We start from the raw sequence: 22,219 nt of genomic DNA, 5'->3' as shown, positions 1-22,219 counted from the left end.
TTCAAAAATAATACCATCTAATAATATAATTGGTAATAAAAATGAATTTTTTGAAATCATAAAAAGAAGGTCTTATCTAAATTTAGCTCTTTCATAGGGTAGGGGCCATAAGGTGTCTTTTTCTAAAATATGGGCGGCTTCTAAAGCAAAGTATGGATTACGTAACAGCTCTCTACCCAGGAAAATTAAATCAGCTTCGTTATTTTCGAGTATTTCTTCTGCTTGAACAGCTTGGGTTATCAATCCAACCGTTCCGGTTATTATGGCAGAATTATTTTTTATTTTATTGGCAAAAGGCACCTGGTAATTAGGTTTATTGGGTATTTTAGCATGGGGAGTTAAACCACCGGATGAGACATCTAAAACCTCTACACCTAAATTTTTTACTATTTCGGCCAATTCTACAGATTCATCTACACTCCAACCGCCTTCTATCCAATCGGTAGCAGAAATTCTAACCCATAGAGAAATTCTTTTAGGAAGTATTTGTTTAATTGCTTCTATAATTCTAACCAACAATCGAATTCTATTTTGAAAATTACCTCCGTAATCATCTTTCCTTACATTACTAAGAGGAGATAAAAATTCATGAATAAGATATCCATGAGCAGCGTGTATTTCAATAATATCATAACCTGCTTTCACAGCTCTTTCTGCTCCTTCTTTAAAATCATTGATAATGATATTTATTTCATCAATAGATAGTTCTCTTGGTTTTTGTGAATTGCCGTCGAAAGGAACAGGAGAAGGCGCTACTATAGCCCATTTCTTATATCCTTCATCCAGTTTTTCATTAGGAAGCCAGGGAATAGGAGTACTGGCCTTTCGTCCTGCATGAGCTAATTGGATACCCGCTAAACAGTTATTATCGTGAATTGATTGTACAATTTCACTTAATTTAAGAATATGTTCGTCTTTCCAAATACCCAAATCTTTATAGGTAATTCTACCTTGAGGGGAAACGGCAGTGGCCTCTTGAATAATTGCCGCAACTCCTCCCACCGCACGGGTTCCATAGTGTATTAAGTGCCAATTATTGGCAAAACCATCATGAGCAGAGTATTGACACATGGGAGACATTATGATTCTGTTTTTTAGCGTGTTACCTTCTAAAGATAAAGGTTTAAATAATTTTGACATACTATTTTTAGGTTTTTATTGTTTTTTTAGATAATATATAATAACTATGATGTTGTTTTTAAAATATATACAAATCAAAGTTAATAACTTTACAATGGATACCCCAATTAAAAATAAATTATATTAAAAAATATTATATTTTTGTAATTATAATATTTATAAAAGTATGATAGGATATATCAGAAATTCCTTGACATTAGTGTTAGCTTTTAGCATATCTTTAAGACTCTGTTCTCAATCACTATCATTTTCTGAATCTCAGATTATTATGTATAAAGAAAATAATCTGATTAAAGCAGCCGAGAAGCAAGAAGAAGCCTATCAATTTGACTTAAAATCTTACAAAGGATTACGTTTTCCTCAATTAGACATTTTTGGAGCCGGTATATACCGAGATAAAAAAATTGGAACCAATTTAAATGGTGCCAGATCAGAAGTTGCGGATGCTTTAAATATTTCTGATCCTGAGGAATTAGGAAATTGGGATGTAAATCTCCTCAAAAGAGATATAGCCTTAGGAGGAGTTAAATTTACTTGGCCATTGTTCACAGGAGGAAAAATTAATGCCGCAATTGAAGCTTCAAAATTAAAGGCAGAAATAGGAAATAAAGAGTTAGTAAGTACTAAAAATAAGCTGATTTCGGAATTAGCCGAAAGATATTTTCAAGTTAAACTAGCTGAAGATGCACTTTTAGTAAGAAAACAAGTGTTGGACGGAATGAATCAACATTTGTATAATGCAACTAAAATGGAACAACAAGGGTTGATAGCACCTGTTGAAAAACTTCAAGCAGATGTTGCCGTATCAGAAGCTAATCGACAATATCTTGCCGCTCAAAAAGATGCTGAATTGGCAAGGGTAGCATTAGCAAATACCTTAGGAATAGATCAAGTTAATGAAGAATTAACAACTCCATTCTTTATTGTTCCTTATTTACATCCGTTAGATTATTACCAGGATTTCGCCGTTGAAAATTATCCGGAATTACAAAAGCTTCAACTTCAAGTTGAATTAACCGAACAATCAATTAAATCCAAAAAATCAACCTATTATCCAACCATATCAGCTCTAGGAAATTCAATTTTAATTCATAATAACCCGATAGGAGGTATGAAAAAAAATAGAAAACCCTGGTCTTTGGGTTTAGGAATGACCTATACTATTTTTAACGGTCTGCAATACAAAAATGAAATAAAATCAGCAAAAGCAACCAAAGAAAGTGTATTATATTCTCAAGATAAAGCAAAAAAAGACATTCGGACTCTGATTGAAAAAATATTTCAAGACATACAAAAACAAGAAGAACAAATACAAAACTTAGATGTTCAAATAGTTCAAGCAGAAGAATTACTTCGAGTGAGAGTAAAAGGATTTTCAGAAGGGGTTCAAACCTCAACAGATGTGGTCGATGCTGAAGTTAATTTATCGGGTATAAAGTTGCAAAAAATACAAGCCAGTTATAATTATGTGGTCGATTTAGCGTCTTTATTAGAATATAGCGGATTAAGTCAAGATTTTATAAAATATACGAATCAATAATCATTTTATATGAAAAGTAAACTTATAAGTTCCATCATAAGTATCATAATAATTGTAACCATAATAGGCCTTTCTATATGGTTTATGAATAAACCGACCCAAGTAACCATTCAAGGTCAAGTAGATGCTACTCAAATTAATGTATCACCTAAAATTGCGGGAAGACTTGAACAGGTGCTAATCAAAGAAGGAGATATGGTAAAAGAAGGAGATTTGTTGGCTGTCTTAAGTACACCGGAGTTAGATGCTAAATTAGTACAAGCAGAATCTGCAAAAGCTGCAGCAGAAGCTCAAGATAAAAAAGCCAAAAAAGGAACTCGAACAGAACAAATACAAGGAGCTTACAATCAATGGCAACAAGCAAAAGCATCAGCAGAGCTAGCAGATAAGACTTATGAAAGAATGCAGAATTTATATAACGATAAAGTAATATCTGCGCAAAAAAGAGATGAAGCTTATACTCAAAGTAAGGCTTCCAGAGAATTAGAGAAAGCAGCCTATGCAAATTATAAAATGGCAATAAATGGGTCAAGAAGTGAGGATAAAGAAGCAGCATCTGCACAAGTTAACCAAGCGCAAGGAGCAATAGAAGAGGTATTAGCTTATAAAAAAGAAGCTAAAGTACTTTCACCTTCAAATGCCGAAGTATTAAAAATAATTCCGAATAGAGGAGAGGTTGTAAGTGCGGGATATCCAATTGTAAATCTGGTTGATTTAAATGATGTTTGGGTGGTGTTTAACATCAAAGAGAATTTAATGTCAAGTTTTAAAAAAGGTTCCACTTTCGAAGCACAAATTCCCGCGTTAAACAATAAAAAAATAAAATTACAAGTTCGATATATTGCCGCTCAAGGAGACTTTGCTACATGGAGTGCTACCAAAACTCAAGGCGATTTTGATATGAAAACCTTTGAGATTAAAGCATATCCCATGGAAAAAGTGGAAGGCTTAAGACCCGGTATGAGTGCCTTAGTTGATGAAAAATCATTGAAAAAAGATTAATGCAAAAAGGCTTTTTTTCCATATTTTTAAATGAGGTTCAAAGGCTTTTGACCAGTCCAAGATTAATGTTTTTGGCTGTAATTTTGCCTTGTGGATTGTTTTTATATTATGCTAGTCTTTTGCAGGAAGGAGTACCACGAAAATTTCCCGTTGTTTTATTAGATCAAGACAAATCGAATACATCCAGAGAATTGGGAAGGATGCTCAATGCTACATCTTCTATGGATATCGTGGCTGAAGTGGAGAATCAACAAGATGGGGAGAAAATGATACGAACGGATAAGGCTTTTGCCTTAATAATTATTCCGGCAAATTTTGAAAATGATATTTATAGAAACATCGATACTCAGGTAGCTTGTTATTACAATAATAACTATCTCTTAGCCGGTGGATTGATTAATAAAGCCTTTCAATCAACGGTAGGATCTTTTGCTGCCGGAGCTCACATCAGTGGCTTAACACAAAAAGGACTAACTCAAAAACAAGCTTTAGCAGCTACATCTCCCATAAATTCAAAACAACATATACTGTTTAATCCCTACACAAACTATTCCTATTATCTTACTATTGCTTTAATGCCTATGGCCTTGCAAATAATAGTCATGGTAGTATCAATCTATGTGTTAGGATCAGTACTGAAAGACCGAAAAGGCAGAGAACTATATGTAAAAAGTAGAGGAAATGTATGGGTTTCATTTTGGGCCAAAACTTTACCGTATACCCTTTTGTTTTCTTTAATCGGTTTTTTTATGAATAGTTTATTGTACTATAAAATAGGAATTCCTTTAAGAGGTAATTTTCTTATTGTGAATATTTATTTTATAGTATTTGTAATCGTTTGTCAGTTATTTGGATTATTTTACGTCAGCTTTAATAAAGATTTGCGTTCGGCCTTGACCCTAGGCGGTTCTTATTCAGCCATAGCATTTTCCTTTACCGGATATACTTTTCCTAAGGAAGGCTTACCGGATGTGATACAATATTTGAGTTATACGTTTCCATTTACTTCTTATTTGCGGTTTATTATTGATTATGCCGTTAGAGGAATTGCGATAGGTAGTCTTAACTTCGGTTATATAATAGCTTTTATGATATTTTGTTTGATAGGATTTGCGTCCATGCCCGGCTATAATCGATTATTAAAAAAAGGAGGATATTATGTTTAAAGATTTAGTAGAATATATATCGGTAATAGGCAAAACATTTGTAAAAGAAATTCGTCTTATATTTTCAGATGCAGCCGTAAAATCATCCTATCTTATTAGTCCCATAATAGTTGGCTTTTTATATTCATATATTTATTCTAATGAAATAGTTACTAAAATACCTATAGCTGTTGTAGACCAGGACCAGTCACAGATGACTCATACCATTACACGAATGTTAAATTCATCTCAACAGGTAAAAATAGATCATTCTGCTACCAGCTTATTAGAAGCTGAAAATCTTTTTAATTTAGGAAAGGTTAAAGGTATTATTCTTTTACCTAAAGATTTTACCAGAAAAATACAAAGAGGGGAAGTACCTTCCATTTCTGTTTATTGTGATGCATCATACATGCTTTATTACAAACAGTTTTTAACTTCTGTAACCGCTTCTATAGGAACTTATAGTGCTCAAATTGAAGTTAATAAATTGATGGCGGGTGGAACGCCTCAAAAACAAGCAGTTGCCTCAAGAAGACCTATTGATACGGTATCTGTTCCGTTATTTAACATAGATTCGGGATATGCAACTTTTGTTATGCCGGTTGTATTTTTAATTGCCATACAAACGCTGCAAATTTCTGCTATGGGAGTTTTGGGAGGAACACAAAGAGAACGAAAATCATATACAAAATTATACCCTTTTATTAAAAAGCCGTTGGGAACTATTCCGGTATTGTTGGGTAGATCAGGTGCTTATTTGTTAATATCAATGATCTTGATGGTAATACAAGTAGGATTGGTTATGGGACTTTTTAAATTTCCACAACGGGGTAATCCATTTGAGGTATTTGTATTTTTAATTCCCTTTATCTTCTCCGTTACATTTTTAGGAATATTTTCGATGAATTTTTTTAAAAAACGAGAAGATGCCATTATGATCGTCACTATATTTTCTATCCCCTCATTATTTCTATGCGGGGTATCTTGGCCAACATTGGCATTTCCTGAATGGATAAAAGTAATATCTTATATATTTCCGACTACGTTAGCCGTAAAAGGCTTTTTGGAAATAACCCAATCGGGAGCTTCACTTATAGAAATAAAAGAACTATGGTTTCAAATGTGGATCATGTGTCTGATTTATTTCGTAATTGCTGCGTTAACATTAAAAAGATTAGCTTATGTGAATTTAAGCAAATAAGATAAAAATAAGCCACTTTAGAACATAATACTCAAATTAAGAAGGGATCTGTTATTTTAATATTCTGATAATTTGCCATAAATTTTAATTTTTTAATAATTACATTTTTTCGACTAGTGAGTTATATCATATATAAGAGAAAAAAATATGTAGATTTATATTGTTAGATTTGTATATACAAAAAAAAGAAATTAATTTATTTTAAATTATGGAAAACTTAATAAAATCACTAGAGAAACATGGGATCTCAGGTATTAAAGAAATTGTTCACAATCCAACCTATGAACAACTATATCAAGCGGAAATGGATCCTAAAAATGAGGGGTATGAAAAAGGAGAATTAACTACTTCAGGAGCCGTAGCCGTAAAAACAGGAGTTTTCACCGGACGTTCGCCAAAAGACCGATATATTGTAAAAGATTCAGTAACCGAAAATACTATATGGTGGGATGGTAAAATTAATGTACCAACAACTCCACAAACTTTCGATAATCTAAAAGGTTTAGTAGCTAAACAACTATCTAATAAAAAATTGTACGTGGTTGATACTTATTGTGGAACCAATAAAGATACAAGAATGAAAGTCAGATTTGTTATGGAAGTAGCATGGCAGGCACATTTTGTTACCAATATGTTTATACGTCCATCTCAATACGAACTTGAACACTATGGAGAGCCTGATTTCTTCATTATGAACGGGTCTAAGGTTACCAATCCAAACTGGAAAGAACAAGGTTTGAATTCAGAAAACTTTGTTATGTTTAACCTTACCCAAAAAGTACAAATTATTGGAGGAACTTGGTATGGAGGAGAAATGAAAAAAGGTATGTTCTCCATGATGAATTACTATTTACCATTAAAAGGAATGGCCTCTATGCACTGTTCAGCAAACGTTGGAGAAGCCGGAGATGTAGCCATTTACTTTGGTTTATCAGGTACAGGAAAAACTACTCTATCTGCTGATCCGAAACGTTATCTAATCGGTGATGATGAGCACGGATGGGATGATAACGGAGTATTTAACTATGAAGGAGGTTGCTATGCAAAAGTAATTGACCTTTCCGAGGAAAAAGAACCGGATATTTGGAGAGCTATCAGACGAGATGCTTTATTAGAAAATGTAGTTGTAAAATCAAATGGAGAAGTAGATTTCAAAGATAAATCTATTACAGAAAACACCCGTGTATCTTATCCTATTTACTATATCAATAAGATTGTTCTTCCTTCTAAAGCCGGACATGCTAAAAAAATAATTTATTTATCAGCAGATGCTTTTGGAGTATTGCCTCCGGTTTCCATTTTAGATGAAGAACAAGCACAATATCACTTCCTATGTGGATATACTTCCAAATTAGCAGGAACTGAAAGAGGAATTACAGAACCTTTACCATCTTTCTCACCGGCTTTTGGTGAAGCATTTCTTTCGTTACACCCAACCATGTATTCAAAAACATTGGTTTCTAAAATGAAAAAACATGGAGCTAAAGCATATTTAGTAAATACCGGATGGAACGGAACAGGAAAACGTATATCTTTAAAAGATACGCGTGCAATAGTAGATGCCATTATCGATGGATCTATTGAGAAAGCAGCTACTAATACAATCCCATATTTAAATCTGACTTTCCCTACTAAATTACCAAACGTATCCGATATATTAGACCCAAGAACTACTTATTCTAATGTATCAGAATGGGAAACAAAAGCTAAAGACTTAGCAGCTAAATATATTGCAAACTTTAAACAATATACGGATACTGAAGAAGGTAAAAAATTAGTAGCAGCAGGACCGAAATTATAAATAACAAATATAATCACATTATTAAATTCTCTGATTAGTTAAAATCAGAGAATTTTTTTTGAATTAAAATTGTTAACATTATAAATTGAAAAACGTTGAAATTTGATTTACCATCAAAATCACTATATAGAAATTTAATGAATAATTCCTAACTTTGACTTCGTATGAAAGATTTATTTGCAGATTTAAACGAAGTTCAAAAACAGGCAGTTAGTACTACAGAAGGGCCCTTAATGATAATAGCAGGTGCAGGTTCAGGTAAGACCAGGGTTTTAACTTACAGAATTGCTCATTTAATAGATAAAGGAGTAGATTCCTTTAATATTCTTGCGCTTACCTTTACGAATAAAGCAGCACGAGAAATGAAAGAAAGAATAGCTGCATTAATTGGAGGAACTGAAGCTAAAAATTTATGGATGGGAACATTTCATTCCGTTTTTGCTAGAATTTTACGTGCAGAAGCAAATAAATTAGGGTTTCCTTCTAATTTTACTATTTATGATCAACAGGATTGTCTTAATGTTATAAAAAAAATAATAAATGAACTACAGCTTGATACTGATATATATAAACCCAAACAGGTTTTAGGACGCATATCAAGTTATAAAAATAATTTAATCACGGTTCGGGCATATTTTAATAACCCGGAATTAATTGAAGCAGATACTGCTGCTATGCGACCAAAAATTGGTCACATTTATCAAGCCTATGTAGATCGTTGTTTCAAATCGGGAGCAATGGATTTTGATGACCTTTTGCTTCGAACCAATGAATTGCTTACCCGTTTTCCTGAATCCTTAGCAAAATACCAAGACCGTTTTCGCTATATTATGGTGGATGAGTATCAAGATACGAATCATTCTCAATATTTAATTGTAAAAGCACTTGCATCCAGATTTGAAAATATATGTGTGGTAGGAGATGATGCGCAATCTATATATGCATTTAGGGGAGCAAATATTAGAAATATCCTAAATTTCAAAAAAGATTATCCGGATGCAAAAATAATTCCTTTGGAACAAAATTATCGATCCACTCAAATTATTGTGGAAGCAGCGAATGAGGTGATTGCCAAAAATAGGGATCAACTTGAAAAAAATGTATGGACGCAAAATCCTTCGGGAGATAAAATTCCTGTTTATAGAGCGCTTTCGGATGCGGATGAAGCAAATTATGTAGCATCAGAGATATTTTCATTAAAAATGTCTCAACAGAAAAAAAATAAAAATTTTGCCGTACTTTATCGCACCAATGCCCAATCAAGAGCTATAGAAGAAGCCTTACGAAAGAAAAATATATCTTATAAAGTATTTGGAGGACTTTCTTTTTATCAAAGAAAAGAAATTAAGGATCTTTTGGCTTATTTAAGAATATTAGTGAACCCAAAAGATCAGGAAGCACTATTAAGAATTATAAATTATCCTGCAAGAGGTATAGGAGATACAACTGTCAATAAGCTAATTGTAGGAGCAGATCAACAGCAAAAGTCTTTGGATGAAATTCTGGAACAGATTGAGTTTTTAGGAAATTCTTTAGGATTAAATAAACCAACCATTGATAAATTAGTCAACTTTTGGACTATGATTAAAAGTTTTCAGGTTTTATTGAAGACAGAAGACGTATATGAAGTTGCCATGAAAGTTGCCGTTACCTCAGGAATTCTAAAAACATTAAAAGAAGACGACACACCTGAAGGAATTTCAAGAGTAGAAAATATACAAGAATTATTAAACAGTTTACAAGGTTTTGTAGATGAACAAAGACAGTTGGATGAAGGGGATCCTAGTTTGAATTTTTTCCTGGAAAATATAGCTTTGGCGTCAGATTTAGATTCAGGTGAAGAAGACGATGATAAAGTTTCATTAATGACGATCCATTTAGCCAAAGGGTTGGAATTTCCGGTGGTTTTTATAGTTGGTTTAGAAGAAAATTTATTTCCTTCTCAAATGTCATTAAACACCCGTCAGGAATTAGAAGAAGAAAGAAGATTATTTTATGTAGCATTAACCAGAGCTGAAGAAAAAGCCTATTTCACGTACGCTACCACACGTTTCAGATGGGGTAAAATAGTGGATGGAGAGCCGAGTAGATTTTTGGAAGAAATCAGTGAAAAACATTTGGAAGTTTTAAATATCAGTTTTACGAATTCGATAAGAAATAATTCGGGATTGAACTCGGATATCTTTGCCGATGATTTCGCACCTAGATATCCTAAAGGACCCAATCCTATTTATCAGAAGTCGAAAGATCCGATCAAATCACCACAAAACTTAAAGCCCATATCTAATGCAAAATTAGCAAATCCGGTAGGAGGTTCTGTTGCCAATTTAAAAATAGGAGATCATGTTTTGCATGACCGTTTCGGAAAAGGTACTGTAGTATCAATTGAAGGAGATCCCGAAAATGCTAAAGCACTTATAAATTTTGAAAATGAGGGAGATAAAAAATTATTGTTAAAATTTGCTAAACTCAAGGTTTTAGAATAAATAACTATTTTCAAAAATATATTTAATCTTTTTGCATAAAAAATTCACACCATAAAGAAAGAAAAATTAATAATAATATGTAATTAAAGAAAACGGTTGATAAAACCGTTTTTTTTGTTTAATCGTTTTGAATTATTTCAACTCTATTTAAAGCTGCGGATTTCAATAAAATATCTATGAATGTTGACTTACCTAATTTTAAAATTTCATATCTAAATTATTCACATTACCTATTCTTATGTCTTTATAAAATATTAAAAATGAAATATCTTGTATAAAAATGGGTAAGATTGTAAAAAATTATTTTTTAATTTTTAAAGGAAATTGAAAAATTGATTTATTTAAACGTTAAAATTTTATATTACTAACAAAAATCATATAATTTTTACTAATTACTATAATATCATGTTTTATTATTATAATCAATATAATATTTGTTATATGTGTTTTAATGTGTTAATTATACTGTTAATATTTTTTTATATACACAATGTTAAAATTTAAAAGTGAAAATAATATTGGATAATAATTTGTAATTTGGCATAGTAATAGCTATATTGCATATAAATATTATAATATGAGGAATATTTATACTATATTAAAATCAATCAATTGATTTGATGTAAAGGTTTATTAAACACTCAAAAAAAACTTTATTAACACTTAAAGAGCAATTCAAATGAGCAACGAGAAGTTGACTACTACTGCTGGAAATCCGATAGCTAATAATCAAAAATCATTGACGGCAGGCTTAAGAGGTCCGGTTCTAATACAAGATTATCAACTAATTGAAAAATTAGCCAATCAAAATAGAGAACGTATACCGGAGCGAGTAGTTCACGCTAAAGGTTGGGGGGCTTTCGGGACCTTTACGGTGACTCATGACATTACCCGCTACACACGGGCAAAAATCTTTTCAGAAATCGGGAAAAAAACCAGAATGTTGGCACGTTTTTCTGTGGTTGCAGGTGAATCTGGAGCATCAGACTTAGATAGGGATGTTAGAGGTTTCGCACTGAAATTTTATACAGAAGAAGGAAATTGGGATATGGTTGGAAATAATACACCGGTATTCTTTATTAGAGACGGTTATAAATTTCCTGATTTTATACACACACAAAAAAGACACCCTAAAACAAATTTAAGATCAAGTGAAGCCATGTGGGACTTCTGGTCATTGACTCCGGAAAGCTTACATCAAGTTACTATATTGATGTCAGACCGAGGTATACCTAAAAGCCCGATGCATATGCATGGTTTCAGTTCACATACATTTTCGTTTTGGAATAATAATGGAGAACGTTTTTGGTTTAAACTTCATTTCAAAACTCAACAAGAGATACAAAACTTAACTAATCAAGAAGCACAAGATATTACCGGTAAAACCAGAGAATATTATCAAGAACAATTATTCGGGGCAATCGAAAAAGGAGATTTCCCTAGATGGACCGTTTATGCTCAAATCATGCCGGAAGAAGACGCCTTAAAAACTCCTTATAATCCTTTTGATTTAACTAAAGTATGGCCTCATTCAGACTATCCGTTAATTGAAATTGGAGTTATGGAATTAAATGAAAATCCGAGCAATTATTTTCAATACATTGAAAATGCAGCATTTTCACCATCTAATATAGTTCCCGGAATATCCTTTTCACCGGACAAAGTTTTACAAGCCAGAATTTTCTCTTATGCTGATGCGCACCGTTATAGATTAGGAACTCATTATGAGTTTTTACCTGCAAATCATCCTTTATCAGAGAACAATCCCTATTATAAAGACGGACAAATGCGTTTTTTTGAAAATTTAAACGAAAATCCGGATGCCTATTATGAGCCAAATTCTAAAAATGGACCGGTTGAAGATCGCTCGTTTCAAGAACCGCCTTATAAAATCCATGGTGATATAAATCGTTTTGAGGAAAATGATACTTATGGTGATTTTAAGCAACCCGGAGACTTATTTAGATTATTTACGGAAGAAGAAAAACAGAGGCTTTTTAATAATATCAAAGATGCTATGCAAGGTGTATCCAGAGAAATAATTGAGAGACAATTGAAATTATTTGATCAAGCAGATCCTGAATACGGAAATGGTGTTAGAAAAGCACTTGGAATTTAAAATATACACTAAAAATTAATATTCACTAATAAACTTTTACTCTGCCGAAATACTATTCGGCAGATTTTTTTTAATATTTTTTATATGGGAAATCCAGAAGTATTATTTCAAGCAATAAGAGATAACAATTTAGATCTTGTAACTGAAATTTTGAAAAAAGATTTATCTCTATTAACCTATAAAGACAGACGCGGTTATAATCCTTTACTTTTAGCTACTTATTATGGTCATGAGGAAATCGTTGATTATTTATTGGAATTTGATTCTAGGGTAGATGAAAAAGATGCTTCGGGTAATACCGCATTAATGGGAGTATGTTTTAAGGGGTTTGATAGCATTGCAGATAAATTAATAAATGCAGGCGCAAACGTTAATGAAACTAATTATAGCGGAGCTACTGCATTAATGTATGCGGCATCGTTTAATCGGCCTTCTATAGTTAAATTATTATTAGAAAGTGGGGCAGATCCATCGATCGCAGATTTAAGAGGAAATACTCCTGCCATTCATGCAAAAATTCAAGGTTTAAAAGAAATATCCGCTTTATTGGAAAAGATACATTAACTTTATAGATTCAATATATTTATTTTTACTTGTATATCGTTATAATTAATTTATGACGATATGCACTTGTTCATATAGTATACAGATAAAAATACAATATATAAAATGAGATATTAAAGTTAGTCGGAAGATAAAGATGGAAGAAAAATTAATTAAGATTTTAAATAATAGAGAAGAGCGTAATTTTTTACTAAGTTTACTAAAATACGGTAGAAAAAATTTTGATAACTCTATTGATTTTATAGACTATATTACCAACTTATTATATACTAATGATTCCATAAAAGAAAAATTTATCGGGCGTCTTATTCCTTTATTCAGGAATATATACATGCAGAAATTTTTAACGGATTTTGGAATATTTACTAATGATAAACTGATATCATTATTTTTCAGACAAATAGGTAACAAAATTTTACCTCAAATTTCTGATGACCAAACGCTGCTCTCATTAGCTAATGAAGTTCTTTATTCTAATGTAAACCATAATTTCATGAAATTGATTCCGCTGGACCGATGGGAAAAATTTTATGAAGTTTTATTTAACGATGATGTAATTATTTGTAATAGGGGATATGTAATTAAACAAATCAGAGAAGGAGCACTCATATTAATTGATAGGGTTATAGGAGGAGCTGCGGATACTGAAGTTTTTAAAATGAGTTACATAAGAAATATTGAAGAAAACCCATTTCAAAAATTAACCAGCAGTCTTATAAAGATATTACAAGATCATGAAATTATAAATCAAGAAAAAATAGATACTTTATCCGATCAAATAAAATTATGTAAAATTTACTTAGATAATATCATTGATCAAAAAGAAAGTAAAGGTATATCTTTACCGATTACGATTAAAGTAACCTGTTTAAGACAACAATTGGATCGTATACTTATACTTTTAAATGCTCTGTATCTACTGGATAATAAATCATTATCCCTTGCAATGGCTAACATTACTAAAAAATTATTGGGTATATACTCAACAAAAAGTAGTGTTACAAACTCATTTCAAAGTACACTTTATGTAGTTGCTTCTTTAGTAACATGGCACAATAGACAAGCGGGAAAAAAATACATAACCAATACATCAAAAGAATACATCCAAATGCTTTATTCTGCAATGGGAGGAGGCTTTTTGGTGGCTATCTTGTGTTTTATAAAAGCTCAAATAGGTATGCGTACTTATACGCCTTTTATCCAAGCCTTATTGTACAGTCTAAATTATTCCTGGGGATTTGCTTCTATATATTTAATTCATTGGACCTTAGCAACCAAACAACCCGCCATGACAGCGGCAACATTGGCTCATGCTCTAAATCAAGATGAAAAATCTGCCAATGATTATACAGAGTTCGGATTGTTATTTTCAAGAATATTCAGAAGCCAGTTTATCGCTTTTATAGGTAATGTTTTTGCAGCTTTTATTGTTGGCGTAGGATTATATTACTTTTTGTCGTATTTTACAGGAATTCAGCTATTGAACTTGCATAAAGCAACCGATTTTAGAGATGAAGTGGTTCACCTTGATTTTAAAATTTTTTGGTTTGCTTCCATTGCCGGACTATTTTTGTTTATATCCGGTTTAATATCAGGAATCACAGAAAATTATACCCGTTATCACAATATACCGGAAAGGCTTTATAATCATCCTTTACTAAAACGTTTTGTCAAAGAAAAAAGAAGAAGGAGCTGGGCCAATTGGTATAATAAAAAAATAGGAGGTATTTCGGGAAATGTTTTTTTAGGTTTTTGTTTGGGGAGCGCATTTCTGATCGGTAACTTTTTAGGCGTGCCTTTCGATATTCGCCATATTACATTTTCAGGAGGTAATTATGCAATGGCGTTATCATTTTTTAACTTTGATATTTCATGTGGAGACTTTATTTTAGGATTTGTAGGAATTTTCGGGATAGGATTATTTAACTTTCTGGTAAGCTTTTCGTTATCATTATGGGTTGCTATGAAATCCGTTAATGTGCCGACTAAAGAAATGGGAAAAATACTTTATTCAGCATTAAAATTATTTATAAAAAATCCGGCTCGTTTTTTCTTACCAATAGAATAAAAAAACAACTTTCAGTGATCTACCGAAAGTTGTTTTTAAATCCATTATCTCTTAGGATTTATTTTATAATACTTATTTTCTTGGAAATTTTTTTACCGTCATCTAATTGAAAATGTATAAAATATATTCCCGGTTGGGAAATATAAAAGCTATCACTAGTCAATCCGTTAATAGTTTTAGATTGAATAATCTGTCCCAAATTAGTAAAAATGGTAATTTGTGTAGTATTTGAAGGAAAATCACAAGTAAATTTATATTTAGCCGGATTGGGATATATTTTTACGCTTTTTTTATTTAAATCATCATTTTCATCAATAATTTTTTCTGAAAGAGCACGATAAGCATTGATTCTTCCATATCCGTAATACTTATCCCAACCGGGTGTATCTTCTAGAGGATTACCCATTTGGTCGTCAGCTGTATTTTCAATAATAGCTTTAATATCGGCAGGAGTTCTGCGTGAATCTTGAGCCAAAAGTAGAGAAGCCAATCCTGCTACATGAGGAGTAGCCTGTGAAGTGCCACTTAAGCAATTATTTAGATTAAATATTGAATTATCATGTATACTGCAAATAACATCTCCGGGAGCTACAACAGAAATATGATTTCCATAATTACTTCCGGTATTCCATGTGCGAAAAAAAGGTTTAGAACGATTAGATTCAGCATTTATAGCTCCAACCGCAATTACACCGGGATAGGCTGCGGGATAGTTTTCTTGAATGCTATTATCATTTCCCATAGCTGCTACTACGACCACATTATTTTTTATGGCTTTTTCAATAGCCGCGCTCATTAATTGGGAATAATTTCTACTTCCCAATGACAAATTTATTACTCTTGCGCCATTATCAACGGCGTAATGTATTGCATTGGCAATAGCAGTTGTATACCCGGAACCGTCGTTATCCAAAGTTTTTAGAATCATAAGCTTACAATACCAATCAATTCCGGCAAACCCCATACCATCATTAGCATTTGCTGCGATAATACCTGCTATATTGGTTGCATGGTCATTGGTGGAAGATAAGTCGTTTGGGTTTTGATTCTCGATAAAATTTTTACCTATATTAGACCAGAATCGGTTTTTAAGTTCCGGATGATTTACATTTAATCCTGTATCAATTATTGCCACAATTATAGAATCGCTACCTTTTTCAATTTCCCAGGCTTTTTCCATATTTATATCCGCACCTATTTTGGAAGGATAATTATTTATAGCGGTTGAAATCGATCCGTCATTATGTAATCCCCATTGATATTTATAATACGGATCATTTGGGTGAACAGTTACAGATTGAACTTGAGTAGTGTAAATATAGTCTGGTTCGGCGTATTCAATTTCTCCGGTTTTATAATATTCTTCAATAATTTTTTTTAAATCAGAATGTTCCGGAAATTCTACGGTGTAAATGGTATTATGGTCTTTTTCGCTCAGTACGATTTTCTCTGCTTTACTCGACGAAAATAATCTATTTATGCCGGATACTTTATTCGCGCGATTCAATTCTCCATGAGAACTATCTTTCAGCTTAACAATAATTTTGTTACCTGTTTGAGCATTTATAAAAAGTAGAGAAAAAAGGTAAAAAAGAACAGCATATTTTTTTTTCATACGGAGTGAATTTTAATTTTTACTTTATATTTTGAGAAATCTCTATTATTACTTGAGTTGCTTTAACCATAGATTCTAAAGGTACAAATTCATAAGGTCCGTGAAAATTAAGACCTCCGGCAAATATATTCGGACAAGGCAATCCCATATAGGAAAGTTTAGAACCATCCGTGCCTCCTCTGATTGCTTTAATGTTAGGGGTAACTCCTACCTTTTCCATTGCGGTTTTTGCAATGTCAATGATGTACATTTTATCTTCAATTTTTTCCTTCATATTGAAATATTGATCTTCAATTTCAATTTTAAAAGTTCCTTCGCCGTATTTGGAATTAAGTTTCGTGCTAACATCCTTCATAAAGGCTTTTCTTGATTCATATTTTTTAAAGTCATGATCTCGAATGATATATTGCAATTGAGCTTTTTCAACGTTACCGGTAATTTTTGTCAAATGATAAAATCCTTCATAGCCATCGGTGTTTGCCGGTGTTTCTTCTGAAGGCATGGCATTTGCAAATTCAACAGCCAGTAAGCCCGCGTTAATCATTTTTCCTTTAGCAGATCCGGGATGAACGCTTTTACCGGTGATTGATATGACAGCTCCTGCGGCATTAAAATTTTCAAATTCCAGTTCACCCACTTCACCGCCATCTACAGTATACGCCCATTTAGCACCAAATTTTTTTACATCGAATAAATCGGCACCCTTTCCAACTTCTTCATCGGGAGTAAATCCAATGGCTATTCTTCCATGTTTAATTTCGGGATGCTGTAATAAATATTCCGCAGCAGTAACTATTTCTGCAATTCCGGCTTTATCATCAGCTCCTAGTAAGGTGGTTCCATCGGTAGTTATCAAAGTTTCTCCCATGTGATCTTTAAGCTCAGGAAATTCAGTAACTTTTAATGTAAAACCGGTGACTTCATTTAAAAGTAAATCATTACCATCATAATTCTTCCAAATTTTAGGTTTCACGTTTTCTCCTGAAAAATCAGGTGAAGTATCATAATGAGATATAAATCCCACGGTTGGTATTTCTTGAGAACTGTTTGAAGGAATAAAACCCATAACATAACCGTTTTCATCAATGGAAACATTTTCCAATCCTATGGATTTTAATTCATTGAAAATGTAATTGGCTATATTCCATTGTCTTTCAGTACTGGGTATTTTTTCTATACCTGCTTCGCTGGTTGAATGAAAGCTAACATATTTTAAAAAACGATTAAGAAGTTTATCTTCCCAATGTGAGGTTAAATTTGTTGACATTATTTAATAGATAGTGATAATTTCATCAAATTTATAAAAAAATATATTTGTTATTAAAAGATTTAATAAATGATATAGATGAACTCTAAACTTTTTATTGGGTCTAATGGAATTTAATCATTTAATTAGTTATATTTTTAATTAAAATCTTTGGATTTTAATTTGAATGAAAACCCATATTCCCTAAAATTTAGTATAAAATATAAAAAATAATATAAATACTCACGTTGAAAATAATTTTCCTTTAATGGAGTAAATATATTTTTTTAAGAAATATTATTCAGAAAATGACCGAAGAAATCCTTTTTAGTTTTTAAATATTCTAAATTTTCTTTTTCCGGATTAATTTCAAGAGGGATTCTATGGATAAATTTAATCGAACTATCTTTTATAAACGATATCTTTTCCGGATTATTAGTTAATAAATTTACAGATTGAATACCTAAGTCCTCCAAAATTTCCACGGCAATTTTAAAATCTCTTGCATCGGCTGGAAATCCTAATTCAATATTAGCTTCAGCAGTATTGAGACCTTTATCTTGAAGATTGTATGCTTTAAGTTTGTTAATAATTCCGATATTCCTACCTTCCTGTCTTAAATAAAGGAGAACCCCTCCATTTTCATGGATATATTTCATGGCCGCATCTAATTGCTTTCCACAATCACATCGTTTCGAATGAAATAAGTCCCCTGTAATGCATTCAGAATGTATACGAATATTTACGGTTTTACTTAAATCCGTATTTTTACTGATCATTGCCAGATGAGGCATCCAATCGTTCTCATTTTCCGAATATGCTATTATTTCGAATTCTCCCCATTCGGTGGGTAAATTAGCTTCCGCTTGTCTTTTCATCTTCATTATTTACAAATAGCAAAATTAATACAATTATTGATATGTGAAATTGAGAGTATTTATTAACATTATTTAGGATAAATCTAAATGAGTAACTATATAGCAATCAATTTTTAACCTAAAAGCAGTATCTTTGTATGTACAAATAAATTAATTTATGACAAAAATTTTAATTGTTGAGGATGAGGAAACTATACGAAGAGTTTTAAAAAACATACTGCTTGAAGAAAATAAAAAATTTGAGATTGATGAGGCTAAAGATGGATTGGAAGCTAAGCAATTAATTGACAAGAATGAATATGACCTCGTAATTTGTGATATCAAAATGCCAAAGATGGACGGTGAGGAATTATTATGTCAGGTCATGAAAGAAAAACCTTTATTGCCCTTTATTATGATTTCGGGACACGGTACTATTGAAATTGCAGTTGATTGTATTAAAAAAGGGGCTTTTGATTATATTCCTAAACCCCCGGATTTAGGCAGGTTATTAAGTGCAGTAAGAAACGCATTGGATAAGAAAAATTTGATCACTGAAAACCAAAAGTTATTTTCTCAGAATAAAATACTAAAGAAGAAAGTAAGCAAGAAGTATGAAATGATCGGAAATTCTAAAAAGCTAAACGAAATTAAAGAAATAATTGATAAAATAGCTGCAAAAGATGCCAAGGTATTAATTACCGGTCCCAATGGTACAGGTAAAGAATTGGTAGCTCATTCCATACATGAAAAAAGTGATCGAGCCGCAATGACTATCGTCGAAGTAAATTGCGCTGCTATCCCTTCTGAATTAATTGAAAGCGAACTTTTCGGTCATATGAAAGGATCTTTTACGGGAGCAGTAAAAGATAAGCAAGGTAAATTTGAATTAGCTGACAAAGGAACCCTGTTTTTGGATGAAATAGGTGATATGAGTTTATCAGCTCAGGCAAAAGTTTTAAGAGCTTTACAAGAGGGAAAAGTTAGCAGAGTCGGTAGTGATAATGAAATTTCTGTAGATGTTCGTGTAATTGCTGCAACGAACAAAAATTTAAAAGAAGAAATTAAACAAGGCAGATTCAGAGAAGATTTATATCATAGATTGTCTGTTATTGAACTAAAAGTTCCTGCATTGAAAGACAGAATTGAAGACATCCCTCTGTTAATTGAACATTTTTCAGGAATTATTGCAGAAGAACAGGGTTCTAAAGTTAAAAAGTTTGATAAAGAAGCTATTGAATTATTAAAAACTTTTGAATGGACCGGAAATATCCGAGAATTAAGGAATGTTGTGGAGAGATTAATTATTTTGGGAGGAGATACAATCACTAAACAAGATGTTATAAATTTTTGTTAATACTAATCAAGCTAAAAAGACTTTTATTTTATAAAATCTATAATTTTATTTTCTTTTACTAATTTTAAATTGTATAATATAAATTAAAATATATTTATATAAATATATTTAATAGGGCTGAATATTGAATTATTTATGTTATTTTAAATAATTATTTGGTTTTAATTAATTGTAAATAATAGTACTATTAATTAAATGCATTTTACCATAATTTAACATATATTTATTATATGGAGTAAATATGTTATAAAGCCATAAATGCTGAATGTAGAGATCAATTATAAATTTTTTAAATTTGCAAAATTTTAAAAATAAAACTCTGTTTAATTTAAAATTCAGCCGGAACTCATTTTGAAATATTTAAACCAATGATTCAAAAATATATACATTAATTTCAGTTTAGTATAAACTGATTTTAAGTACACATACATATCATAAGGTTTTTAATTTAAATAAAGTTCATCGGTGGCATTAAAAATATATTTATACGATACTTAATGAAAAATGGAATTATCATTTTGGATTTCGGTTCCCAATATAATCAATTGATTGGACGTCGAATCCGCGAATTTGGTGTATACTCTGAAATTTTACCCTATTATACTCCATTAGAAGAAATATTATCACACAAGCCTAAAGGAATTATACTTTCCGGAGGACCTTCGTCCGTTAATTCAAAGGATGCTCATCTGGTTGAAAAGGAATTATACGAGCAAAATATACCCGTTTTGGGAATTTGCTACGGTATGCAGGTTACGGCTAAAATTTTAGGAGGTGAAGTATCGGAAGGAATAAAAGGAGAGTATGGGAAGTCTGATTTTAAAATTGTTAAGAATACTCCGTTACTGACTAATTTACCTGAAAACTCTACAGTATGGATGAGTCATTTTGATGAAGTAACTAAATTACCCGAGGGTTTTGAACTTATTGGAACATCCACTAATTCTATAGCATGTATTGCTCATGAAAATAAAAAAATATATGCTGTTCAATTTCATCCTGAGGTTTCCCACAGTGACTATGGAGAGCATATATTAAGAAATTTTGTTTTTGATATTTGTCAATGCAGTAAAAACTGGGAGATTTCTGATTTTATAGAAACAGAAGTCAGAAAGATCAGAGAGATAGTTGGCAGCAAAAAAGTAATGCTCGGACTTTCCGGAGGGGTAGATTCTTCTGTTGCAGCTGTTTTAATACATAAAGCCATAGGAAATCAGCTTACCTGTATTTTTGTAGATACGGGCTTATTGCGTAAAAATGAAGGAGACAAAGTGATGAAAGTGTACGGAGAGCATTTCCATATGAATATAAAAAGAGTAAATGCAGAAGAAAGGTTTTTCTTTAAACTTAAAGGTGTAGATGAGCCGGAAAGAAAAAGAAAAATTATAGGCAATGAATTTATACGAGTTTTTGAAGAAGAAGCTTTTAAGATGGAAAATATAGATTTCCTTGCTCAAGGAACTATATATCCCGATGTAATAGAATCCAAATCTATAAAAGGACCTTCAGCAGTAATCAAGTCACATCATAATGTAGGTGGATTACCCGATGAACTTAATCTCCAATTATTAGAACCTTTGCGAGAATTATTTAAAGATGAAGTTAGAAAAGTGGGTATTGAATTAGGCATTCCAAAAGAATTGGTATACCGTCATCCATTCCCCGGACCCGGTTTAGGAATACGTGTGATAGGAGAAGTTGATGAAGAAAAAGTAAAAATTTTACAGGAAGCAGATGATATATTTATAGAGGAATTAAATAAACACGATTTATATAATAAAGTAAGTCAGGCATTTGTAGTTCTTTTGCCCGTGAAATCGGTTGGAGTTATGGGGGATGAAAGGACTTATGAATATACAGCAGTGATACGCTCAGCCAATACTGTAGACTTTATGACGGCTACTTGGTCAAAATTTCCTTACGAATTTTTAGAATTAGTTTCTAATCGTATTATCAATGAAGTTAAAGGTATAAATCGCGTGGCCTATGATATTTCTTCTAAACCACCGGCTACTATTGAATGGGAATAATAAAATAATATATAAAAAAACGTCCTGAATTAATTTAATTCAGGA

The 22,219-nt window shown here is 31.8% G+C and carries 15 protein-coding genes; 11 read left to right on the top strand and 4 right to left on the bottom strand.

Annotated features, from left to right (window positions below; all coding sequences use genetic code 11):
- Nucleotides 1-72 precede the first annotated feature (72 nt).
- Nucleotides 73-1,140: an NADH:flavin oxidoreductase/NADH oxidase gene (locus GFV01_RS00425; protein WP_160564015.1), complete on the bottom strand. Its 1,068-nt coding sequence runs from the start codon at nt 1,138-1,140 to the stop codon at nt 73-75.
- A gap of 166 nt (nt 1,141-1,306) precedes the next feature.
- Between GFV01_RS00425 and GFV01_RS00420 the strand changes: the two genes are divergently transcribed.
- From GFV01_RS00420 to GFV01_RS00380, 9 genes are all read left to right on the top strand, one after another.
- Entirely contained in the window at nt 1,307-2,680 is a 1,374-nt protein-coding gene (locus GFV01_RS00420; RefSeq protein ID WP_160564013.1) for a TolC family protein, read from the top strand.
- A 9-nt stretch (nt 2,681-2,689) separates the two neighbouring features.
- Nucleotides 2,690-3,682, top strand: coding sequence for an HlyD family secretion protein (locus GFV01_RS00415; protein ID WP_160564011.1), 993 nt, complete (start codon nt 2,690-2,692; stop codon nt 3,680-3,682).
- Entirely contained in the window at nt 3,682-4,848 is a 1,167-nt protein-coding gene (locus tag GFV01_RS00410) for an ABC transporter permease (RefSeq protein WP_160542024.1), read from the top strand. The genes GFV01_RS00415 and GFV01_RS00410 overlap by 1 nt, the downstream gene beginning before the upstream one ends.
- Nucleotides 4,841-6,031: an ABC transporter permease gene (locus GFV01_RS00405; protein ID WP_160564009.1), complete on the top strand. Its 1,191-nt coding sequence runs from the start codon at nt 4,841-4,843 to the stop codon at nt 6,029-6,031. The genes GFV01_RS00410 and GFV01_RS00405 overlap by 8 nt, the downstream gene beginning before the upstream one ends.
- Before the next feature lie 208 nt (nt 6,032-6,239).
- Entirely contained in the window at nt 6,240-7,832 is a 1,593-nt protein-coding gene (gene pckA, locus GFV01_RS00400) for a phosphoenolpyruvate carboxykinase (ATP) (RefSeq protein ID WP_160564007.1), read from the top strand.
- A 164-nt stretch (nt 7,833-7,996) separates the two neighbouring features.
- Nucleotides 7,997-10,318 carry an ATP-dependent helicase gene (locus GFV01_RS00395; protein ID WP_160564005.1) on the top strand — a complete coding sequence of 774 codons (2,322 nt, stop codon included), beginning with the start codon at nt 7,997-7,999 and terminating at the stop codon, nt 10,316-10,318.
- A gap of 679 nt (nt 10,319-10,997) precedes the next feature.
- A complete protein-coding gene (locus GFV01_RS00390; RefSeq protein WP_160564003.1) occupies nt 10,998-12,437 on the top strand; it encodes a catalase in 1,440 nt (479 codons plus the stop codon).
- Between the two features lie 84 nt (nt 12,438-12,521).
- Nucleotides 12,522-13,001 carry an ankyrin repeat domain-containing protein gene (locus GFV01_RS00385; protein WP_160564001.1) on the top strand — a complete coding sequence of 160 codons (480 nt, stop codon included), beginning with the start codon at nt 12,522-12,524 and terminating at the stop codon, nt 12,999-13,001.
- Nucleotides 13,002-13,137: 136 nt separating this feature from the next.
- Nucleotides 13,138-15,069, top strand: coding sequence for a site-specific recombinase (locus GFV01_RS00380; RefSeq protein ID WP_160563999.1), 1,932 nt, complete (start codon nt 13,138-13,140; stop codon nt 15,067-15,069).
- A gap of 58 nt (nt 15,070-15,127) precedes the next feature.
- Here GFV01_RS00380 and GFV01_RS00375 read toward each other — a convergent pair whose 3' ends face one another.
- The 3 genes from GFV01_RS00375 to ribA all read right to left on the bottom strand — a co-directional run bounded on the left by GFV01_RS00375 (nt 15,128) and on the right by ribA (nt 18,808).
- The gene (locus GFV01_RS00375) at nt 15,128-16,684 is read right to left on the bottom strand and encodes a S8 family serine peptidase (protein WP_160563997.1); all 1,557 of its coding nucleotides are present in this window, start codon (nt 16,682-16,684) and stop codon (nt 15,128-15,130) included.
- Between the two features lie 19 nt (nt 16,685-16,703).
- Nucleotides 16,704-17,951, bottom strand: a complete 1,248-nt coding sequence (pepT, locus tag GFV01_RS00370; RefSeq protein WP_160563995.1) for a peptidase T — start codon at nt 17,949-17,951, stop codon at nt 16,704-16,706.
- 266 nt (nt 17,952-18,217) lie between these two features.
- On the bottom strand, nt 18,218-18,808 hold the full coding sequence (ribA, locus tag GFV01_RS00365; RefSeq protein ID WP_160563992.1) for a GTP cyclohydrolase II: 591 nt from the start codon (nt 18,806-18,808) through the stop codon (nt 18,218-18,220).
- Between the two features lie 157 nt (nt 18,809-18,965).
- Between ribA and GFV01_RS00360 the strand changes: the two genes are divergently transcribed.
- The gene (locus GFV01_RS00360; protein ID WP_105297927.1) at nt 18,966-20,144 is read left to right on the top strand and encodes a sigma-54 dependent transcriptional regulator; all 1,179 of its coding nucleotides are present in this window, start codon (nt 18,966-18,968) and stop codon (nt 20,142-20,144) included.
- Nucleotides 20,145-20,641: 497 nt separating this feature from the next.
- Entirely contained in the window at nt 20,642-22,174 is a 1,533-nt protein-coding gene (gene guaA / locus GFV01_RS00355) for a glutamine-hydrolyzing GMP synthase (RefSeq protein ID WP_160563990.1), read from the top strand.
- Nucleotides 22,175-22,219 lie beyond the last annotated feature (45 nt).

The organism is Apibacter sp. B2912 (genome assembly GCF_009827835.1).
Taxonomy (GTDB): Bacteria; Bacteroidota; Bacteroidia; order Flavobacteriales; family Weeksellaceae; genus Apibacter.
This window is presented reverse-complemented; position numbering and strand designations above follow the sequence as displayed.